Annotated in this window: 20 protein-coding genes and 1 pseudogene; 8 read left to right on the forward strand and 13 right to left on the reverse strand. The window is 74.1% G+C overall.

Features of this window, described 5'->3' with window-relative positions:
- Window positions 1–23 precede the first annotated feature (23 nt).
- Window positions 24–977 (forward strand): PAC2 family protein, encoded by a 954-nt coding sequence (locus GCU56_RS12580; protein ID WP_163482087.1) that lies wholly within the window; start codon window positions 24–26, stop codon window positions 975–977.
- Window positions 978–1009: 32 nt separating this feature from the next.
- Here GCU56_RS12580 and GCU56_RS12585 read toward each other — a convergent pair whose 3' ends face one another.
- The 8 genes and pseudogenes from GCU56_RS12585 to GCU56_RS12615 form a co-directional block, all read right to left on the reverse strand.
- On the reverse strand, window positions 1010–1375 hold the full coding sequence (locus GCU56_RS12585; protein ID WP_163482088.1) for a nuclear transport factor 2 family protein: 366 nt from the start codon (window positions 1373–1375) through the stop codon (window positions 1010–1012).
- Between the two features lie 100 nt (window positions 1376–1475).
- A pseudogene (locus tag GCU56_RS24650) lies at window positions 1476–1793 on the reverse strand (catalase-related domain-containing protein); the annotation flags it as partial.
- Window positions 1794–1805: 12 nt separating this feature from the next.
- Complete coding sequence (locus tag GCU56_RS12590; RefSeq protein WP_275585861.1) at window positions 1806–3140, reverse strand: catalase; 1335 nt, start codon at window positions 3138–3140, stop codon at window positions 1806–1808.
- Entirely contained in the window at window positions 3137–3616 is a 480-nt protein-coding gene (locus tag GCU56_RS12595) for a Fur family transcriptional regulator (protein ID WP_163482089.1), read from the reverse strand. The genes GCU56_RS12590 and GCU56_RS12595 overlap by 4 nt, the downstream gene beginning before the upstream one ends.
- A 109-nt stretch (window positions 3617–3725) precedes the next feature.
- On the reverse strand, window positions 3726–4646 hold the full coding sequence (ligD, locus tag GCU56_RS12600) for a non-homologous end-joining DNA ligase (RefSeq protein ID WP_163482090.1): 921 nt from the start codon (window positions 4644–4646) through the stop codon (window positions 3726–3728).
- Window positions 4647–4650: 4 nt separating this feature from the next.
- Window positions 4651–6108 (reverse strand): non-homologous end-joining DNA ligase, encoded by a 1458-nt coding sequence (gene ligD / locus GCU56_RS12605; RefSeq protein WP_163482091.1) that lies wholly within the window; start codon window positions 6106–6108, stop codon window positions 4651–4653.
- A gap of 1 nt (window position 6109) precedes the next feature.
- Window positions 6110–7111, reverse strand: a complete 1002-nt coding sequence (gene ku / locus GCU56_RS12610; RefSeq protein ID WP_163482092.1) for a non-homologous end joining protein Ku — start codon at window positions 7109–7111, stop codon at window positions 6110–6112.
- Between the two features lie 126 nt (window positions 7112–7237).
- The gene (locus GCU56_RS12615; RefSeq protein ID WP_163482093.1) at window positions 7238–7810 is read right to left on the reverse strand and encodes a DUF1360 domain-containing protein; all 573 of its coding nucleotides are present in this window, start codon (window positions 7808–7810) and stop codon (window positions 7238–7240) included.
- 164 nt (window positions 7811–7974) lie between these two features.
- Here GCU56_RS12615 and GCU56_RS12620 point away from each other — a divergent pair, with 164 nt between their 5' ends.
- The gene (locus GCU56_RS12620) at window positions 7975–8385 is read left to right on the forward strand and encodes a hypothetical protein (RefSeq protein WP_163482094.1); all 411 of its coding nucleotides are present in this window, start codon (window positions 7975–7977) and stop codon (window positions 8383–8385) included.
- Between the two features lie 292 nt (window positions 8386–8677).
- On the forward strand, window positions 8678–9076 hold the full coding sequence (locus GCU56_RS12625) for an anti-sigma factor antagonist (protein WP_163482095.1): 399 nt from the start codon (window positions 8678–8680) through the stop codon (window positions 9074–9076).
- A gap of 153 nt (window positions 9077–9229) precedes the next feature.
- Here the strand turns inward: GCU56_RS12625 and GCU56_RS12630 are convergent, their stop codons facing one another.
- Together GCU56_RS12630 and GCU56_RS12635 are read right to left on the reverse strand one after the other, a co-directional pair.
- Window positions 9230–10252: a DNA topoisomerase IB gene (locus GCU56_RS12630; RefSeq protein WP_345771810.1), complete on the reverse strand. Its 1023-nt coding sequence runs from the start codon at window positions 10250–10252 to the stop codon at window positions 9230–9232.
- Between the two features lie 59 nt (window positions 10253–10311).
- Window positions 10312–12171, reverse strand: coding sequence for a SpoIIE family protein phosphatase (locus GCU56_RS12635; protein ID WP_163482096.1), 1860 nt, complete (start codon window positions 12169–12171; stop codon window positions 10312–10314).
- A gap of 226 nt (window positions 12172–12397) precedes the next feature.
- Between GCU56_RS12635 and GCU56_RS12640 the strand changes: the two genes are divergently transcribed.
- Entirely contained in the window at window positions 12398–12895 is a 498-nt protein-coding gene (locus tag GCU56_RS12640) for an ATP-binding protein (RefSeq protein WP_163482097.1), read from the forward strand.
- The gene (locus GCU56_RS12645) at window positions 12892–13848 is read left to right on the forward strand and encodes a SigB/SigF/SigG family RNA polymerase sigma factor (protein ID WP_163482098.1); all 957 of its coding nucleotides are present in this window, start codon (window positions 12892–12894) and stop codon (window positions 13846–13848) included. The genes GCU56_RS12640 and GCU56_RS12645 overlap by 4 nt, the downstream gene beginning before the upstream one ends.
- Window positions 13849–13901: 53 nt before the next feature.
- Here the strand turns inward: GCU56_RS12645 and GCU56_RS12650 are convergent, their stop codons facing one another.
- Complete coding sequence (locus GCU56_RS12650) at window positions 13902–15092, reverse strand: SPFH domain-containing protein (RefSeq protein ID WP_163482099.1); 1191 nt, start codon at window positions 15090–15092, stop codon at window positions 13902–13904.
- 44 nt (window positions 15093–15136) lie between these two features.
- Entirely contained in the window at window positions 15137–15589 is a 453-nt protein-coding gene (locus GCU56_RS12655) for an NfeD family protein (RefSeq protein ID WP_345771811.1), read from the reverse strand.
- Between the two features lie 77 nt (window positions 15590–15666).
- Here GCU56_RS12655 and GCU56_RS12660 point away from each other — a divergent pair, with 77 nt between their 5' ends.
- The 3 genes from GCU56_RS12660 to GCU56_RS12670 all read left to right on the forward strand — a co-directional run bounded on the left by GCU56_RS12660 (window position 15667) and on the right by GCU56_RS12670 (window position 17679).
- On the forward strand, window positions 15667–16404 hold the full coding sequence (locus GCU56_RS12660; protein ID WP_163482100.1) for a hypothetical protein: 738 nt from the start codon (window positions 15667–15669) through the stop codon (window positions 16402–16404).
- Between the two features lie 57 nt (window positions 16405–16461).
- Entirely contained in the window at window positions 16462–17112 is a 651-nt protein-coding gene (locus tag GCU56_RS12665) for a hemerythrin domain-containing protein (RefSeq protein ID WP_163482101.1), read from the forward strand.
- Between the two features lie 81 nt (window positions 17113–17193).
- The gene (locus GCU56_RS12670) at window positions 17194–17679 is read left to right on the forward strand and encodes a hypothetical protein (RefSeq protein WP_163482102.1); all 486 of its coding nucleotides are present in this window, start codon (window positions 17194–17196) and stop codon (window positions 17677–17679) included.
- A gap of 33 nt (window positions 17680–17712) precedes the next feature.
- Here GCU56_RS12670 and GCU56_RS12675 read toward each other — a convergent pair whose 3' ends face one another.
- The gene (locus GCU56_RS12675) at window positions 17713–18828 is read right to left on the reverse strand and encodes a ferrochelatase (RefSeq protein WP_163482103.1); all 1116 of its coding nucleotides are present in this window, start codon (window positions 18826–18828) and stop codon (window positions 17713–17715) included.
- Window positions 18829–18853 lie beyond the last annotated feature (25 nt).

Here is an 18853-nt window from a genome sequence, read left to right on the forward strand (position 1 = left end):
CCCGACCACGAGGAGGCACCACCGTGGCGCAGCGACCGGAGGAGCTCGTCGAGCTGCTCCCCGAGGCCGAGCCGTTCCTGGCGCGGGCGGCGCAGGTGACCGACGCCGCCGGCGGTCGTGGCCTCGTGCTGGTGTACGACCTCACCGGGGAGTTCGACGCCGCGCACGCAGGCGCGCTGGCCGGCTCCCACCTGCTGGCCACGCTCCCGAACCAGGTGGTGGCCCGGTTCGACGTCGACAGTCTGGTCGACTACCGGGCACACCGGCCGCGGATGACCTTCAACGGCGACCGGTACGAGTCCTTCGAGGTCCCCGAGCTGCAGCTGCACGCCCTCGAGGACGACGCCGGGACGCCGTTCCTGCTGCTGCACGGCACGGAGCCCGACCTCGCCTGGGAGCGGTTCGTCGCGGCCGTCGCCGGCGTGGCCGAGCGCCTGGGCGTGACCTCGGTCGTGGGCCTGCAGGCCATCCCGATGCCGGTGCCGCACACCCGCCCGGTCACCGTCACCGCGCACGCCACCCGGCGGGCCCTGATCGAGGACTACCCCGTCTACTGGGGCGAGCTGCGCATCCCCGGCAGCGTCGCCGCGCTGCTGGAGCTGCGGCTGGGCGAGGCGGGGGTGGACGCGCTCGGGGTGGCCGCGCACGTGCCGCACTACCTGGCGCAGGCCACCTCCCCGGCCGCCTCGCTCACGCTGCTCGAGCACCTGGCCCGGCTGACCGGCCTCCTGGTGCCCACCGAGACGCTGCGGGAGGCCGCCGAGGCGCATCGCACCGAGGTGGACGAGCAGATCGCCCGGTCGCCGGAGAACACCGCCGTCGTGGCGGCGCTGGAACAGCAGTACGACCAGTTCACCGCGGCCCGCGAGGGGACCGACCTGCTCAGCGACGTCGGCGAGGTGCCCAGCGGCGAGGAGCTCGGCGCGGAGTTCGAGCGGTTCCTCGCCGAGCAGGACCGTCGCCGCCCCCGCGACTGAAGGAGGACCCTCTCCCCGAGCCCGTAGCAGGCTCAGGGCACGCCAGGAGAGGGCCGGCCGCCGGGGTCGCCGACGTCCATCCGGGACACCAGCTCGCGGCTGAACGTGTAGGTGTGCAGCACCTCGGTGTCGGCCAGCAGGTCGCCGTCGTGGTCGCGCACCACCTGGTGGACGAGCACCTCGACCCGGCCGTCGGGCAGGGCCCGGATCCGCTGGGGGTGCACCTCGGGGTGGATGACGTCCCACTGGCGCAGCCAGTAGTCGCGCACCGCCGCGTGCCCGACCACCCGGTCGCCCTCCCAGGCGTTGGGCCAGTCCACGTCCGGAGCGAACCGGGCCAGCACCGCGTCGATGTCCCGGGCGTTGAAGGCGTCGTAGAGCGCGGCGATGCCGTCCATGCGCGGAACCGTAGCCACCGCGCACGACAGCGGGCCGCGCCCGGGATCGCTCCCGGGCGCGGCCCGCCGTGTGCTCAGTGCGGAACGCGGCCCGCCTGCGTCACCCCGCGAGGACGACGCGCTCGTTGGGCACGGTGTGCGTCATCGTGAGGCCGGTGACGTCGCGCGGGCCGTTCTTGCCGAGGTTGGCCGCGCGGGCCAGCTCCTCCTCGCTGAGCGTCTGCGTCTGCAGGGGCTCCAGCCCCCGGACGTCGTCCGCGCTGATGCCCAGGCCCTCACCGACGCGGGCGCCGAGCTCGTCGTCGCACATGAAGAAGTGCCACACCATCCGCTGCTGGACCTCGGGCACGGCCTCGCCGATGAGCGTGACGAAGTTGGCGACCAGGTCGTCCTTCTCCCACTGCTCCAGCAGCTGGTACCGCTGACCGGCCTACAGGTAGTCGTTGGTCAGCGGGATGCGCTTGCGGGTGAGCCGGCCGGTGATGACCGGGCCCTGCTCGTCGTGCGTCGGGTACTCGGCCTCGCGCAGGCCGCCGGTGATCGAGGGCTCGTAGTTCACGTGCGGGTTCTGGCCGGGGCCGAGGTCCACACCGAAGGACATCTGCCCACCGCGCTGGTTGGTCTGCACCACCGCGTTCTTCGCCGAGTTGACCGGCAGCTGCAGGTAGTTCGGGCCCACCCGGTAGCGCTGGGTGTCGGAGTAGGAGAACGTCCGCCCGATCAGCATCTTGTCGTCGGAGAAGTCCATCCCGTCGACCAGGACACCGGTGCCGAACGCACTCTGCTCGTTCTCGTTGTGGTGGTCGGTGATGTTCCGGTTGAGGGTCATCGTCCCGACGAGCTTGGGCTCGAAGTCGTTCTCCGGCCAGACCTTGGTGTCGTCCAGCGGGTCGAAGTCGAGCTCCGGGTGGTCGCCGTCCTCCATCAGCTGGACGTAGAGGTCCCACTGCGGGTACTCGCCGCGCTCGATGGCCTCGTAGAGGTCCTTCGAGGCGTGCCCCAGGTCCTGCCCCTGGACCACGGCGGCGTCGGCGTCGGTCATGCTCTTGACGCCCTGCTTGGGCAGCCAGTGGTACTTGACCAGCTTCGTCTCGCCCTGCGCGTTGACCCACTTGTAGGTGTTCACGCCGAAGCCCTGCATGTGCCGGTAGTCGGCCGGGATGCCACGCGGCGAGAAGAGGTTCACCAGCATGTGCATCGCCTCGGGGGTCTGCGACATGAAGTCGAAGATCCGCGCCGGCTCCTGGCGGAAGGTGACCGGGTCGGGCTTGAGGGCGTGGATGACGTCGGGGAACTTGATCGCGTCGCGGATGAAGAAGACGGCGAGGTTGTTGCCGACGATGTCCCAGTTGCCGTCCTCGGTGTAGAACTTCACCGCGAAGCCGCGCGGGTCACGCGCCGCCTCGGAGGAGTCCCGCCCGCCGATGACGGTGGAGAAGCGGATGGCCAGGTCGGTCTTCTTGCCCGGGGTGTTGAACAGCTTCGCCCGGGTGTAGCGCTCGATCGGCTCGTCACCCCACGTGCCGGTGGCCTCGAACTCGCCGTAGGCGACGAACCCGCGGGCGTGCACCACGCGCTCCGGGATGCGCTCCCGGTCGAAGTGGCTGATCTTCTCGAGGAACTGGTAGTTCTCCAGTGTGGCCGGGCCACGGGCACCCACGGTGCGCTGGTTCTGGTTGTCGTAGACCGGGTGACCCTGACGGTTGGTCAGGATCGGCCGGTCGGCCTCACTGGCCGCCGGTCCCTGCGATGCGACGTCGGTCATGCGCGAACTCCTCCTCGGATCGAACTGCTGGTGGTGCCCGGTGCGTGCTGGTGCTGCCTGCGCGCGGCCTGACAGCCGGCGCAGAGTCCCCAGAAGACGACCTCGGCCTCGTCGACGACGAACCCGGCCGCGTCCGAGGGGGTCAGGCACGGAGCCGCCCCCACGGCGCAGTCCACGTCGGCGACCACTCCGCACTCCCGGCAGACCAGGTGGTGGTGGTTGTCGCCGACCCGGAGCTCGAACAGCGCAGGCGCACCCGCGGGCTCGATCCGGCGGGCCAGGCCCCCGGCCACCAGCGCCCTGAGCACCCCGTAGACCGGCTGCGGCGAGAGCGACGGGTGCAGCTCACGGGCGCCGGTCACGATGGTGTCGGCGTCGGCATGGGGGCGGTCGGCCAGGACCTCGAGGACCGACAGCCGGGGTCGCGTCACGCGCAGCCCCGCCGATCGCAGCCGGTCCGCCCAGGTCGTCTCCATCGGGTCCCACCCAACCGCCTTTTCTTGACTCAGTCAAAGAAAGGCGCTCGTGCCCCCCACCACTCGCACGCTCGCGGCGGGCTCCTGCGCGAGGCCGCGGCGGCCGGGTTCAGGCCTTCGGCAGGACGGCGCGCTGCGCCCCGGCGATGTCGAACAGGTCGCCGTACTCCTCGACGCGGGCGAGCACGGCGCCGGTCCGGAAGCGCAGCGAGCCGGGGTCGGCTCCGTCGACGACCGCCTCCACCTCGTCCCAGCCCAGCGGCGCGGAGACGGTGGCATCGGGACGGGCGCGCAGCGAGTAGGGCGCGACGGTGGTCTTGGCCGGGTTGTTCTGGCTCCAGTCGACGAGCACCTTGCCGGGGCGGAGCACCTTCTCCATCCGCCACACGACGCGGTCCGGCGTCTCGGCCGACAGCTCCTGGGCGAGGACCTTCGCGTACCGGCTGGGGTGCTCCCGGTCGGTCACCCGGATCGGGGCGTAGACCTGCATCCCCTTGGAGCCCGACGTCTTCACGACCGGGTCCAGCCCGTCGGCCACCAACCGCTCGCGCAGCCGCTCGGCGACCTCGCAGCACTCGAGGATGCCGGCGTCCGGCCCGGGGTCGAGGTCGAGCACGAGCAGGTCGGGCAGCGCCGGCTGCAGCTTGCTGCCGACCTGCCACTGCGGCACGTGCAGCTCCAGGGCCGCCAGGTTGGCCGCCCACGCCAGGTCGGCGACGGTCTCGAGGATGACCATGTCCAGGGTCTCCCGGCCGCGCGAGCTGCCCGGGCTCGGGACGGTCACCCGCCGCACCCAGTCCGGGGCGTGCCGGGCACTGTTCTTCTCGAAGAACGCCTGGCCCTCCACGCCGTCGGGCCAGCGGGTGAAGGTCACCGGCCGGCCGGACAGGTGCGGCAGCAGCACCGGGGCGATGCGCACGTAGTAGTCGATCACCTCGGCCTTGGTGAACGAGACCTCGGGGAAGAGCACCTTCTCCAGGTTGGACACGTGCAGCTGCCGTCCGTCCACCCGCACCAGCTGGCGGCTCACGCCCTCACCACTCCTCCACCACGTCCTCCGGGGCGAGGTCGTCGCGCAGCCCCCGCCACGACGGGTGCCGCATCCGCCCGTCGGTGGTCCAGACGGCGAAGGCCACCTCGCCGACCAGCTCCGGCTCGACCCAGTGTGCGTCCCGGGTCACCTCCCGCGGCAGGGTGCCCGTGAAGGGGGTGGTCCGGCGCGGTGTGAACAGCGGCTCCAGGTCGCGGAGCGCCTGCGCGGTGAAGCCGGTGCCGACGTGCCCGGCGTAGACGAAGCGGCCCTCGTCGTCGTGCAGGCCCACCAGCAGCGAGCCGACCCCGCCGGCCCGGCGGCCCTGGCCCGGACGCCACCCGCCGACGACGACCGCCTGGGTGCGGACGTTCTTGACCTTCCGCCAGTCCGGGCCGCGAACGCCGGGCCGGTAGGCCGAGTCCAGCCGCTTGGCCACCACTCCCTCCAGGCCGTTCTCCCGGCTGGCGGCCAGCACCGCGGCGCCGCCGCCGCGGAACCACGGCGTCGACGCCCAGCGGTGCCCGCCCAGGGCCAGGGCGTCGAGGCGCTCCCGGCGCCGCGCGTACGGCAGGTCCAGGAGGCTCTCGCCGTCCCAGCCGAGCAGGTCGAAGACGAGGTAGGTGACCGGTGCGGCGGCGGCCATCCGGTGCACCTCCGGGCCGGTGCGGTGCATGCGCCCCTGCAGCGCGCCGAAGTCCGGCCGGCCGTGCTCGTCCATGGCCACGACCTCGCCGTCGAGGACGGCGTCGTGCCCGGCGAGCTGAGCGGGCAGGCGGGCGAGCTCCGGGTAGCGGACGGTGATGTCGGTGCCGCTGCGCGCCCAGAGCGTCAGCGCGCCGTCCTGCACCACGGCGACCGCCCGCACGCCGTCCCACTTGAACTCGTACCCCCACTGGCCGTCCTGGGCGGCCGCGGGCAGCTCGCCGGTGGCGGCCAGCATCGGCGCCGGCGCCTCCACCGCGGCCGGCCCCGGGTCGAGCTTGCGCACGTTCCAGGTGCCGTCGGCCAGCCGGAACAGCACGTAGCGGCCGCGCAGCCGGCGTCCGTCGAAGGCCACCGTCACGTGGTCGTCCACCCACTTCTCGGTGGCGTAGCGGCCGGCGTCCCAGATCCGCACCCGGCCGCCGCCGTACTCGCCCGCGGCGATGGTGCCCTCGAACGCGGCGTACTCCAGCGGGTGGTCCTCGGTGGGGACGGCGAGCCGGCTCGGTCCCGTCGTGGTCGGCGGCCCCTTCGGGACGGCCCAGCTCTTGAGGACGCCGTCCCGCTCCAGCCGCAGGTCCCAGTGCACCCGCTCCCCCGTCCGGCCACGGGGGGTGTGGTGCTCCTGCACGACGAAGGTGTCGCCGTCGCCCCGCGGCAGGGGCTGGCCGGGCGGCGGCACGGGCTCGGCGGTGCGGGCCGGGTCCCGCTTGGCGCGGTACTCGGCGAGCGGGTCCTCCTGCCGGCGCGCCGGCACGTCAGGCGGTGCGGCGGGCGCGCTTGGCGGGCGGCTTGTCGGCGGCCGCGGTCTTCTGGGCAGCGGTCTTCCTGGGCGTCGTCCGCTTCGCCGGGGTCGCCGACTTCGCGGCGGTCTTGCGGGCGGGCGCCTTCTCCGGTGCCTCGTCGGCGGTCTCCCGGGCCGGGGCCCGCTTCGCGGCGGCCTTCTTCGCCGGCGCCGGGCGGGCCGGCGGCTCCTCGGCGCCACCCCCACCACGGGCGGCCTCGACGCTGCGGCGCAGGGCACTCATGAGGTCGACCACGGCCGCCCCCGAGTCGGCGGTCTCGGGCAGCGGCTGCACCTCGCCGCCGGTCTGCTTGGCCTCCAGCAGGGCGGTCATGGCCTCGCGGTAGTCGTCGGTGAAGTCGGCCGGGTCGAACTCGCCGGTCATCGACCCGATCAGCGCCTCGGCCATCTGCAGCTCCTGCGGCCGGACGGCGACGTCCTCGTCGAGGAAGGCGAAGTCGGGACGGCGGATCTCGTCGGGCCAGCGCATCGTGTGCAGGACCATCACCCCGTCGCGGACCCGGAGCGCGGCCAGGGACTCGCGCTGCCGGATGGCGATCTTGGTGATGGCGACCTGCCCGGCGTTCTCGAGCGCGTCCCGCAGCAGCACGTAGGGCCGGACCGCCGAGGCGTCGGGCTCCAGGTAGTAGGTCTTCTCGAAGTGGACCGGGTCGATCTCGCTCTGGTCGACGAACTGCAGGACCTCGATCTCCCGGCGGCTGGAGAGCGGCAGCTCGTCGAAGTCCTCGTCGGTGAGGATGACCAGCTGGCCGTCGGGCAGCTCGTAGCCCTTGGCGATCTCGGAGTACTCGACCTCCTCGCCGTCGATCGAGCAGACCCGCTTGTACTTGATCCGGCCCCCGTCGGTGGCGTGCACCTGGTTGAACCGGATGTCGTGGTCCTCGGTGGCCGTGTACAGCTTCACGCCGATGCTGACCAGGCCGAACGACACCGCCCCGCGCCAGATCGACCGCATCCCGCTCCTCCTCCGACCGGACCGACGACCGCGGGCGGGGAAGGCCGGACGGTCAAGATCACCAGGATAGGTCCGCCGGGCCGCGACCGGCAGGTCCAGGGGCGCCGTCTCCTCCGGACGGAGGAGTCAGTCGACGTCCTCCTCTCGGCCGCCGCCGGTCAGCGCACCGTTCTGGATGGCGTCGTAGGCGAACTGGAGCACGTCGGAGCCCGCGACCAGCGTCATGGTGAGCGCCACCAGCCGGGTGGCCCGCGGCATCGTGGCGTATCCGAAGACCAGCCCGGTGGCCACCCACTGCGCGAGGCAGAACGGGCAGGTGAGCAGCTCGCCGACGGCGTGCTTGACGCCACCGTGCTCCCGGACCTCCTCTGCCACCTCCGCGTGGCCCGACGGTCCCTGGAAGGCGGTGAACGGCGCCCGCAGCGGGGCCGTCACCGGGTCCTTGGCGATCCGCCGGGCCAGCCGGAAGGTGGCCACCGCGAGGAGCGCGGCGTCACCGGGCGGGATCCGGTCGGGCAGCTCGCGCCCCGAGGCCCGGACGGCGGCCACGCCGGCCGACACCAGGCCCAGGTAGACGCCCATCGCACCGAGGTCGCCCGCGAGGGGCCGCGCCTCGCCCTGGGAGTACTCGTGCTTCTGGACGCGGGCCCAGCGGCGGACCGGGGCTCCGATCCGCTGGACCTCGTCTGCGATCGCCATGGGCCTCGCGCTACCCCACCGCTGCTCGCGCCATGCGGAACCGCACCGGCCGATGCCGCGAGGAGGGTCACGCATGGGCACGGGAGCGCCGGGTAGGCCGGTGGGCGGTTCCGGCCGAGCCCGGCCGCAGACGGCGCGGTCCACCGCGCAGGAGGAGGCACCCGATGACGCAGCCCGAGGGCCAGACCGCCCGTGACGTCTTCCCCGAGGACGAGGGCATCCCCGAGGTCTCCCAGGACGACTCGCCCACCCAGGAGATGGCCGAGGACCCGCAGTTCGCCCCGATCCCCGGGGACGAGCCGGGAGCCAGCGTCGACTTCGGCACCACCTCGATGGAGCAGTCCGAGGGCGAGTCCCTGTCCGGCCGCCTGGACCGGGAGCTCCCCGACGTGGCGCCGGGCGTCCGCGCGGCCGAGGACCCCCAGCGGGCGTCCATGCAGCTGGAACAGGACACCTCCACCACGCCCGAGTCCGACTCCGGCACCAACCGCACCGCCGACGACGTCGAGGCCACCGCCGACGCGCCGGTGGGCGGCGAGGGCCCGGAGGAGGCCGCCATGCACGTCGTCGACTGACGCGGCCGGACCCCCGCGCCACCGGCTCCGGAGCGTCACCAGGCAACGCCCGCGCGGGTGACGCCGAGCCCGGACGGGTGCCCTCGTCACGGGCAGGTTGGCGTGTCGGCGGACGGGTGTCTACGTTGTAAAGGCGGTTGAGCAGTCAGCCGCGCCCGTGCCAGGTCGTCTGACCGGCACGGACACGTACGCGACGTGCGTGTCCTGGGGCGACGACACCGGCGAGCCGCACAGCGGTATCGTGGTCGAGCGGTCGTGCCGTCGGGCACTGCCGTTGAGAGGAGCTCAACCCGTGACCACATCCGACCTTCCCGCCGAGGGTCAGCACGACGTGTCGCCCGAGGGCACGGAGGCACCCTTCGACGACGTGATCACGCTGTCCACCACCACCGGTGACGACGGCGCGGTCACGGTGACGGTCGTCGGTGAGGTGGACACGTTCACCGCCCCCGTGCTGCGGTCGTCGCTGGACACCCAGCTCGAGCAGCAGCCCCAGAGCCTGGTGATCGACCTGTCCGGTGTCCAGTTCCTCGGCTCCGCCGGTCTCGCCGTCCTGGTCGAGACGCAGAAGTCGGCCCGCTCCCGGGACGTCGACCTGCGCCTGATCGCCACCACCCGCGCGGTCACCCGCCCGCTGGAGGTCACCGGCCTGATCGACCTGTTCACCATCGTGGACGGCAGTCACCGCTGACGCAGCCCCGTGCCCCCGACGAGGGGCCGCACACGAAGGGCCCCGCCGGTTCCGGCGGGGCCCTTCGTCGTGTCACCACGTCAAGCGGTGCCCTCGGCCTGACTCCGCGCCCCGGTCCGCTCGTCCCTCGCTGCGATGCTCCCGGGCCTGTCGTCACGCGGTGAGCATCTGGCAGACCGCCTGCTCCAGCACCCTCTGGGCGGTCCGGTCGTCCGGGGCCGACGCCGCCTCGCCGAGGGCGTCGGCGACCGTGTCCCCGTGTTCGAAGTGGTCGACGACGCGGGGATCGACGTAGCTGGCCTTGCACACCGCCGGGGTGTTCCCCAGCGTCTCCGACACCCGCTCGTAGGCCTGCTTCACCAGACGCTTGCGGGCGGTCCGGCTGGCCGGCGGCGGCGCCTCGGCCAGTGCCGCCGCCATGAGCACGGTGGCGTTCCAGGTGCGGAAGTCCTTGGCGGTGATCTCCGCGTCGCTGATCTCCTTGAGGTAGGCGTTGATCTCCGTGCTCGTCACGTCGTGCCACACCCGCCCACCCCCGGCCGGGTCGTCCACCCAGTAGCCGAGCAGCTCGTCGCCGGTGCCGGAGGGGCGCTTGAGCAGCTCCCGGACGACGTCCGCCGTGGGCCGGTCGGTCAGCTCCAGCTCCCGCTCGATGCCGCCCTTCGCGGTGTAGGAGAAGAACACCCGCTCCCCGCGGACCCGCACGTGCTCGTTGCGGAGGGTGGCGAGGCCGAAGGTGCCGTTGTCCTCGGCGTACTGCTCGCTGCCGACCCGGAAGGCGCCGAGGTCGAGCAGCCGGACGGCGGCCGCGAGCACGCGCTCGCGGGTCAGCCCCGACCCGGTCACCGCCTCGACGACGGCCTCACGGACGTCGGGCAGCTGGTGGGCGATCTCGAGGACCCGCTCGTGCTTCTCGGCGTCCCGCCGCGCGCGCCAGGCGTCGTGGTAGCGGTACTGCCGCCGGCCCGCGGCGTCCACGCCGGTCGCCTGGATGTGGCCGTTGGGCCACGGGCAGATCCACACGTCCTTCCACGCCGGCGGGATCGCCAGGGCGCGGACGCGGTCCAGCCGCTCGTCCTTGATCAGCGTGCCGTCGAGGTCGTAGTAGGCGAAGCCCCGGCCGGCGCGCTTGCGGCGCCAACCGGGGCCGTGCACGTCGCTGCGGCGGAGTCTCACGCCCAGTCAATGGGCACCGGCGCCGTTCCCCAAACCGGGGACGGCGCGCCGTTCACCCGTCAGCGCAGCTCGACCAGGCCGCCGAGCCCACTGATCTCCAGGATGTGGCGGGTCACCCCGCCGACGGGGGCGTGCACCACCACGCGCCACCCCTCGGCGCCGGCGATCCGGGACATCGCGAGCACCACCCGCACGGCCGCGCTGCTGAACAGGGTCACCGCGGTGAGGTCGAGCTCCACGGGGACGGTGCCGCCGTGGCTGGCCTCCAGCAGCCGGATCCGCATCTGCTCGGCGCCCAGCCCGTCCACGGCGCCGGCCACCCGCACCTCGGGGCGCGCGCCGGTGCGGTCGACGACGACGTCGGCCGTGCTGGTGCCGGCGTGCCGTTCCTCGGTCTCCTCCGGAGTGCGCCGCAGCCGCATGCTGAGCGTGACGGTGGTGCCGTGCTCGCCCTGCAGCACGACCCCGTCCACGAGCTGCCGCATGATCAGCAGCCCCCGCCCACGATCGCCCGGGTCGCGGTCCGGCGGCCGCCAGCGCCCCTCGTCGCGGATGGTCACGGTCAGCTGGCCGTCGACGTCCACGGCCGCGGAGACGTACATGCGGCCCGGTTCCACGCCGCGATAGGCGTGCTCGGCGGCGTTGGCGCAGGCCTCACCCACCGCGACCATCACCCCGACCCGGTCCTGCTCGCCCATGCCCAGACCGGTGAGCCACGCGGTCAGCCGCCGCCGCACCACGGGCAGCGAGGCAGGGACGGCGGGCAGGTCCAGGTCCAGTGGCGCCAGCCCCTCGGCCCGGCGGTGCGCGACGAGGACGGCGATGTCGTCGGGCCGGTCGCCGCGGCTCAGCCGCTCGGCCACCGCGGCGGCCAGCGCCGCGGAGCCCTCGCCCTCCAGCGCGCCGGGCGCCTCCAGCACCGCGCGAGCCGTCTCGGCCAGCCGGACCAGACCCGCCGACGGCGGGGGCCCGGACGCCGAGACCGCGCCGTCGGAGAAGAGCACCAGCGTCCCGCCCTGCTCCAGCACGGCGACGGAGACCACGGTCGGGATCCCCGGCAGGCTGCCCAGCGGCGGACGCGGGACCACCGGGAGGAACTCCGACGTGCCGTCGGCGCGGACCAGCAGCGGCGCCGGGTGCCCGGCCCCGGCGTAGGTCAGCCGGCCGGTGGCCGCCTCGAGGACCGCGTAGAAGACCGATGCGCCCTCGACGTCCTCCATCTGCGCGGCGAAGGCGTCCAGCGCGGCGACCACGGCGGCCGGCGAGGGGTCGCGCAGGGCGATCGACCGCATGGCCCCACGCAGCCGGCTCATGGCCCCGGCGGCGGGGATCCCGTGCCCGACGGCGTCACCGATGACCAGCGCCAGCCGGCCCCGCCCCAACGGCACGGCGTCGTACCAGTCCCCACCGGCCGCGCGCACCGAGCTGGCCCGGTGGTAGCTGCCCGACAGCCGCACGTCGGGCAGCAGCGGGAGCGCCGGCGGCAGCAGCGAGTGCTGCGCCTGGTCCAGGACGTCGCCTTCGGCATCCGGCCGGCCGCGCGAGTCCGGGCCCACCACACCGTGATCGGCCTCCAGCACCAGCAGCACCCCCGGACCGCCGTCGACCCTGAGCGGCTGGAGGACCGCGGTCGCCGCGGCCCCGCCGGGACCCAGGGCGCCCCGGACCGTCTCCGGGCGGCCGGTGCGGGCGACGACCTCGGCGATGTCGCCGACGGGGCGCCCGTCGACCAGCGGGAGGTCGGCGCGGGTGGCCCCCAGGGCGCGGGCGCGGGCGTTGGCCCAGACCGGTTCGAGGGCGGGACCGGCCAGGCAGTAGATGGCGGCCGAGGCCGCCTCCATGGCCGCGACGAGCACGGCTCCACCGGTGTCCCCGAGCAGACCAGACCCCGGCGGCAGGCTGTCCTGGCTGGCGTTCATCTGCGACCAGGGAACAACAGGGCGACGACCCCGGCAACCGCGCTCACCCGCCCTGACGACGGCGTTTGCGTCCCGCGCCGGGCTGGGTACGCACCCGGACTGGGCGCGGCCCGACCCGCGCTGCGGCAGGGTCGTGCTGCCGTCGGGCAGGATGGTGCCCGGACCAGCGCAGCCGGGGTCTCCGGCGCGGGGTGTCGAGGCGAGGAACTTGAGGAGCGGACGACGGATGGTGGACTCGAGGGGTGCCCTCGCGCACGACGGGCGGCGCGCCGAGCGACTGGAACTGCGGGTGCCCACCACCCCGACCCAGCTGCCCGCGGTGCGCGCGATGGCCGGTGACCTGGCGATGCGGATGGACTACGACCTCGACGCGGTCGAGGACCTCCGGCTGGCCGTCGACGAGGCCTGCGCCACGCTGGCGTCGGTGGTGTCCGGCGACCGTCGGCTGACCGTGGTGTTCGAGACGACGCGGTCCGGCCTGCACATCGACGCCTGGGTGCCGACGACGGACGGGACCGACGTGCCGCGGGACGGCTTCGGCTGGGCCGTGCTGCACACCCTCGTCGACAACGTCGACGCCGGCCGCGGCACGCAGGCCACGGTGCCCGCCGGCGACGGCAGCGACGCTCCCGTGGCCGTCATCTCCATGGACAAGTTCCTGCCGGGCCAGCACCCGGACCAGCTGCTCGGTGGCACGGGCCGGACCGTCTCGGCCGCCAGGTGACCCGGGGGGCAGCCGCGGAGCCGCAGAGCACGGAGGAGGCCGTCCTGGGCGACGACGAGTCCCCGGTCGTCCCGGACGGGGCGGACGCACCGACGACCGACGAGCAGCCGGTGGTGCCCGACCCGCGCAGCGAGGTCGTGCCCGCGCCGGAGCCGGAGCCGGTCGCCGAGCCCGACGCCGTCCCGGTGTCGGACAACCGCCGCCGCGCCGAGCGGACCGCGCCGTTGTTCGCCGAGCTGGCCACGCTGGAGAAGACCGACCCGCGGCGGGAGCGGCTGCGGGAGATCCTGGTCGAGGAGCACCTGCCGCTCGTGCGGCACTTCGCCCGCCGGTTCAGCAACCGCGGCGAGCCCTTCGACGACCTCCTGCAGGTCGGCACGCTGGGGCTGATCGCCGCCATCGACCGGTTCGACCCCACGCGCGGTGTGGAGTTCCTCTCGTTCGCGGTGCCGACCATCACCGGCGAGATCAAGCGCCACTTCCGCGACCAGGGCTGGTCGGTGCGGGTACCGCGCCGGCTGCAGGAGCTGCACCTGTCGCTCAACGCCGCCGTCGGCGAGCTGGCGCAGAAGAACGGTCGCGCGCCCACGCCGTCGGAGCTGGCCGAGCACCTGGGGATCCCCCGCGCGGAGGTCCTCGAGGGCCTGGCCGTGGCCAACGCCTACCGCAGCAGCTCGCTGGACGAGCGACTCTCCGGCGAGGACGACTCCCCCACCCTGGCTGCGACGCTGGGCGAGGAGGACGCCGCGCTCGAGGGCGTGGAGTACCGGGAGTCGCTGCAGCCGCTGCTGGCCACCATCCCGGCCCGCGAGCGCCGGATCCTCATCCTGCGGTTCTTCGGCAACATGACGCAGTCGCAGATCGCCGCCGACATCGGCATCTCGCAGATGCACGTCTCCCGGCTGCTCAGCCAGACCCTCGCCAAGCTCCGCGAGGGCCTGCTCAAGGACTGAAGGGAGGGACTCTCGGCGCCGGGAGTCCCTCCCGGTCGTGCTCCGAGCCAGCCTCAGGCGGGGGGCTCGGCGCCGTTGCCGTCGGCGGGAGCGATCTGGCGGACCTCCTCGGCCACCTGGCTCAGCGGTGGTGGCGCCGGGACGGCGGGGGTCGTGTCGGCGATGCTGGACAGCTCGATCTTCGCCTCGGGCTGGTCGGCGGCCCGGGGCAGGTGCGACTCGAACCAGCCGGTGGTGTCCAGACCGCCCTCCACCCTGGGCGCCGCGCCGCCGTTGGCCGCCGGCGCGACGTCCATCCACGACTTCCCGCCCTCGGCGCCGCCGAGGCTGGCCAGGCCCTCCAGCGCCTTGCTGAACTCGCTGGGCACGATCCACATCTTGTTGGCGTCCCCCTGCGCGATCTGCGGCAGCGTCTGCAGGTACTGGTAGGCCAGCAGGCCCTGGTCGGGCTTGCCGTCGTGGATGGCCTGGAACACCGTCTCGATCGACTTCGCCTGCCCCTGCGCCTGCAGGAACAGGGCCGCCCGCTCACCCTCGGCGCGCAGGATCCGGCTCTGCCGCTCGGCCTCGGCCTCGAGGATCGCCGCCTGCTTCTTGCCCTCGGCCGACAGGATGGCCGACGCCTTCTGCCCCTCGGCGGTGGTGATCGCCGACTGCCGGGCACCCTCGGCGGTCAGGATGATGGCGCGCTTGTCGCGGTCGGCGCGCATCTGCTTCTCCATGGAGTCCCGGATGGACGGCGGCGGGTCGATGGCCTTGATCTCCACCCGCGCCACCCGCAGCCCCCAGGGCCCGGTCGTGCCGTCGAGCACCTCGCGCAGCTGGCTGTTGATCCCGTCCCGTCCGGTCAGGGCGCCCTCGAGGTTCAGTCCGCCGACCACGTTGCGCAGCGTGGTGGTGGTCAGCTGCTCCATGCCGGTGATGTAGTTCGCGATGCCGTAGACGGCCAGCCGCGGGTCGGTCACCTGGAAGTAGACGACCGTGTCGATGCCCACCTGCAGGTTGTCGGAGGTGATCACCGGCTGCGGCGGGAAGGAGATGACCTGCTCGCGCAGGTCGATCGTGGCCCGCACGCGGTCGATGAAGGGCACTAGGATCGACAGGCCGGGCGACAGCGTGCGGCTGTAGCGGCCGAGCCGCTCGACCACCTTGGCCTGGGCCTGGGGCACGATCGTCACGCTCTTGGCGACGACCACGACCACCAGCAGGGCCAGGACGATCAGCGCGATGAGTGCGGGCTCCACGGGGAGCTCCCTTCGTCGGGGCGGTCAGGACCGGTCGGGGGGAGTCACTCCAGCTCGAACGCGTCGCCGACGACGGCCGTGGCCCCGTCGACCTGGAGGATGCGGACGGTGGTGCCGACGGGGAACGCCTCCCCGCCGTACTGGCTGCGGGCGGTCCACTCGTCGGCGCCGAGCCGGATGCGGCCGCCGTGCCCGTCGATGGCCTGCGTGACCTTCGCCGTCCGCCCGATGAGGACGGCGACGCCGTCCAGCTGTTCGGGGGTGTGGTCGAGCAGGTGCCGCTTGGCCAGCGGGCGCACCAGGACCAGCAAGAGCGCCGCGACGACGATGAAGCCGACCAGCTGGAGGACGACGGCACCGCCGAGCAGCGCGACGGTCATCCCGCCCACCGCTCCCCCGGCGAACATGAGGAGCACGAAGTCCCCACTGGCCATCTCACCGGCGGCGAACAGGCCGGACGCGATCAGCCACAGCAGCCACGGGTCCACGGAGATCACTCTTCCAGACCGGAACCGGAGTGTGACCGATCTCCACGCGATCGTCACCTGGCCGTGGAGCGACATAACCTCGCTGGGTGCACGACTTCCCCGCCGGCCGGTTCGCGGTCTGGGCGACCTCCTGGCTCACCGGCCGTACCAGCTACGACGCGGCGCTCGACGCCCTGCTCGACGACACCGCGCACCGGGTCTCCGGCCTGCCCGGCAGCACGGAGGCGGTGCCCCTGGGCTGGGCGCTGACCGCGCTGCGCGGCCTCGGCGAGCGCCGCGTCCGCCTGGTCCTCCCGGTGGCCGGTGACGTCCGCGGGCTGCCGCGGGTCCCCGGTCTGGTGGAGCTCGGGCTGGAGACCGGGCAGGTCGCCGTCGGCACCCGGCTCGCGCTCGTGCCGGAGACGACCGGCCCCGAGGTGGTCCAGTGGACGGCGTTCGACCTGGCCGCCGCCGCCCCGGTCCCGCCTCCGATCGAGGGCACCCTGCGGGCGGTCTCCGGCGCGCTGGACCTGGCCGTCGCCGACGCCGCCCGGACCCTCGCGCACCTGGATCTGGCCCGCTGGCACCCCGAGGTGCCGGCGCTGCTGGCCGGGCTGGCGACGGGCACCCACGTCCCCGGGATGCCGCCGGGCACCGACCCGCTGGCGCTGTCGGTGCTGTCCCGGGCGCAACGACTGGGGCGGGTGCTCGACCTCGCCCTGACCGACGCGCCCGGCGGCGCCGTCACGCACGGCCAGGCCGCGGCCCGGGACGACGCCCTCCGCCCGCTGGCCGACGCTGTCCGCGAGGCGGTCACCGCCGCCTACAACGCCGTCCCGCGCTGATCCCCCGGGACGACGCGGAGACCCCGCAGGACGCCCCGGGGTGGCTAGCGTCGCGCCATGAGTGCGCCGATGACGATGAACCGGGTGATCCACGCCGCCGTCCGTCGTGACCTGGACCGCCTGGACGCCGCGCTCGGGCAGGTGGCCGACGGCGACCGCACCCGGGCGCGGGACCTGGAGCGGGCGTTCGCCAACCTCCGGCGGGAGCTGACCCACCACCACGAGGGCGAGGACACCCACATCTGGCCGATGGCGGCGACCGTCGGGATCGACCGCGGGCTGCTGGAGGCCATGGAGTCCGAGCACTCCGCCATGGCCGACGCGCTGGCGGAGACGGCCGGCGCCATGACGGCGTTCGCGGCGAGCGGGTCGGCGGCCGACGCCGCCACCGCCCGCGCGAGTGTGGTCCGGACGCGCGCGGTCGTGGAGCGGCACCTCAGCCACGAGGAGACGGAGTTGGAGCCCGAGCTCAGCCGGCACTTCGAGACCCCCGCGTGGAAGGCGGTCGAGAAGAAGCTCAGCCGGCAGCCACCCGGCGTCGCCGGCCGATTCTTCGCCTGGGTCACCGACGGGATGAGCGACGAGCACCGGGCCTTCCTCCGGCGGACCGTGCCCTCACCGGTGGTCACCGTGCTCGCGAGGACCTTCGGCCGCCGCTACTACAAGGACGTCGCCCCGACCTGGCGGGCCCAGGTGCCACGGGCTTGACCCTCGACCAGGTCGAGCCCGCACCCTGACCGGCATGACGCCCCCCGACCACCTCCTCCGCACCGGTACGGCGACCGCCCGATGAGCGCCCCGGACCCCACCATGGCCGACGTCGCCGCTGCGGTGCAGGCGGGCAGGGACGGCCGACGCGCCGAGGCGCGGGAACGGCTGACCGCGCTCTGGGAGCGGCTGGGGCCGGAGGGCGATCCGCTCGACCGCGTCACCGTCGCCCACTTCCTGGCCGACCTGCAGGACGACGCCCGCGACGAGCTGGCGTGGGACGAGCGGGCGCTGGCCGCCGCCGGCGACCTCACCGACGACCGCGGGCACCAGCAGCACGCCGGGTCGCAGGTGCGCGGCTTCCTGCCGTCGCTGCACCTGAACCTGGCCGACGTCCACCGGCGGCTCGGCAACGAGCCGGCGGCCCGGGAGCACCTCGCCGCAGCCGACGCCTCGGCCCCCGACCTCCCCGGCGGCGACTACGGGGACCTCATCCGGAGCGGGCTCGAGCACGTGCGCGCCGCGATCGACCGCGGCTCGACCGACCGCCTGCCGACGGCGCCCTGAGCCGGCGGCGGTCGGCTCCGGGGAGCCGGCGGGTCAGCTCCGGCGGGGAGGCACGAAACAGCAGGAGGCCGGGCAGTCGGTGCCCAGCCGAGGCCGCCCGCCGGCGCGGCGCTCCTCGACCAGCTCCCGGATCGTGCCGACGAAGGCGGGGTGGGTGCCCGCGGTCCCCGCCCGGGCGAAGGCGAGGCCGAGTTCCGCCGCCGTCTGCCTGGCCTCGTTGTCGAGGTCCCAGACGACCTCGAGGTGGTCGCTGATGAAGCCCACCGGGAAGAGCACGACCGCCCGCTCCCCCGCCGCGGCCAGCGCCCGGAGGTGGTCGTTGACGTCGGGTTCCAGCCAGGGCACGGACGGCGGGCCGCTGCGGCTCTGCCAGACCAGGTCGAACGACCGGCCGGGGGCGGCGGCGGCGACCACCCGCTGGGCGGCCGCGGTGAGCTCGGCCTCGTAGGCGTGCCCGTCCGGCCCGGCGACGGCGGCCATCGCGTCGGGGATGCTGTGCGCCGTCGCCACCAGGCGGGCGGTGTCACGGACGTCGTCGGGCAGGGCGGCGATCGCGGCGGCCAGCGCGTCGGCGTTGGCGCGCACGAAGCCCGCCGAGTCGAAGTAGTGCGGCAGCTTCTCCGCGGTGGGCCCGCCGCCGTTCACGACGCGGGCGCGGGCGATGTCCTCGTGGTACTGCCGGCAGCCGGAGTAGGAGGCGTAGGCGGAGGTGGCGAAGACGTAGACGTGCTCGATGCCGTCCTCGGCGAGCCGGCGCCAGGTGTCCTCGACGTAGGGCGCCCAGTTGCGGTTGCCCCAGTAGACGGGCAGGTCGATCCCCGCCCCCACGAGCTCCCGCTCGAGGGTCGCGATCAGCGCCTGGTTCTGCTCGTTGATGGGGCTCACGCCGCCGAAGTGGTGGTAGTGCTGGGCCACCTCCTCGAGCCGCTCGCGCGGGACGCCCCGCCCGCGGGTGACGTTCTCGAGGAACGGCAGGACGTCGTCGGGGCCCTCAGGCCCCCCGAAGGAGAGCACCAGCAGCGCCTCCCGCCGTCCGGCCGGCGCCGGCTCGGCCGGGGGCGGGACGCCGCCGTTGTTGCGGACGGCGAGCGAGGGGTCCTCGTCGGGGCGCTGGCCGGGGGGCGTGATGTCGACGGTGGCGCGGGGCACGGTGGTTGTTCTCCCTGAGGACGGC

The sequence above is a fragment of the Geodermatophilus sabuli genome (assembly GCF_010686765.1).
Lineage (GTDB): Bacteria > Actinomycetota > Actinomycetes > Mycobacteriales > Geodermatophilaceae > Geodermatophilus > Geodermatophilus sabuli_A.

Excerpts from the sequence above, each read along its gene's own strand:
- GCU56_RS12585 (WP_163482088.1), bottom strand. The coding sequence starts at position 1,375 with ATGGACGGCATCGCCGCGCTCTACGACGCCTTCAACGCCCGGGACATC.
- GCU56_RS12665 (WP_163482101.1), top strand. The coding sequence starts at position 16,462 with ATGAGTGCGCCGATGACGATGAACCGGGTGATCCACGCCGCCGTCCGT.
- GCU56_RS12670 (WP_163482102.1), top strand. The coding sequence starts at position 17,194 with ATGAGCGCCCCGGACCCCACCATGGCCGACGTCGCCGCTGCGGTGCAG.
- GCU56_RS12640 (WP_163482097.1), top strand. The coding sequence starts at position 12,398 with ATGGTGGACTCGAGGGGTGCCCTCGCGCACGACGGGCGGCGCGCCGAG.
- GCU56_RS12615 (WP_163482093.1), bottom strand. The coding sequence starts at position 7,810 with ATGGCGATCGCAGACGAGGTCCAGCGGATCGGAGCCCCGGTCCGCCGC.
- GCU56_RS12595 (WP_163482089.1), bottom strand. The coding sequence starts at position 3,616 with ATGGAGACGACCTGGGCGGACCGGCTGCGATCGGCGGGGCTGCGCGTG.
- GCU56_RS12590 (WP_275585861.1), bottom strand. The coding sequence starts at position 3,140 with ATGACCGACGTCGCATCGCAGGGACCGGCGGCCAGTGAGGCCGACCGG.
- GCU56_RS12635 (WP_163482096.1), bottom strand. The coding sequence starts at position 12,171 with ATGAACGCCAGCCAGGACAGCCTGCCGCCGGGGTCTGGTCTGCTCGGG.
- ku (WP_163482092.1), bottom strand. The coding sequence starts at position 7,111 with ATGCGGTCGATCTGGCGCGGGGCGGTGTCGTTCGGCCTGGTCAGCATC.
- GCU56_RS12620 (WP_163482094.1), top strand. The coding sequence starts at position 7,975 with ATGACGCAGCCCGAGGGCCAGACCGCCCGTGACGTCTTCCCCGAGGAC.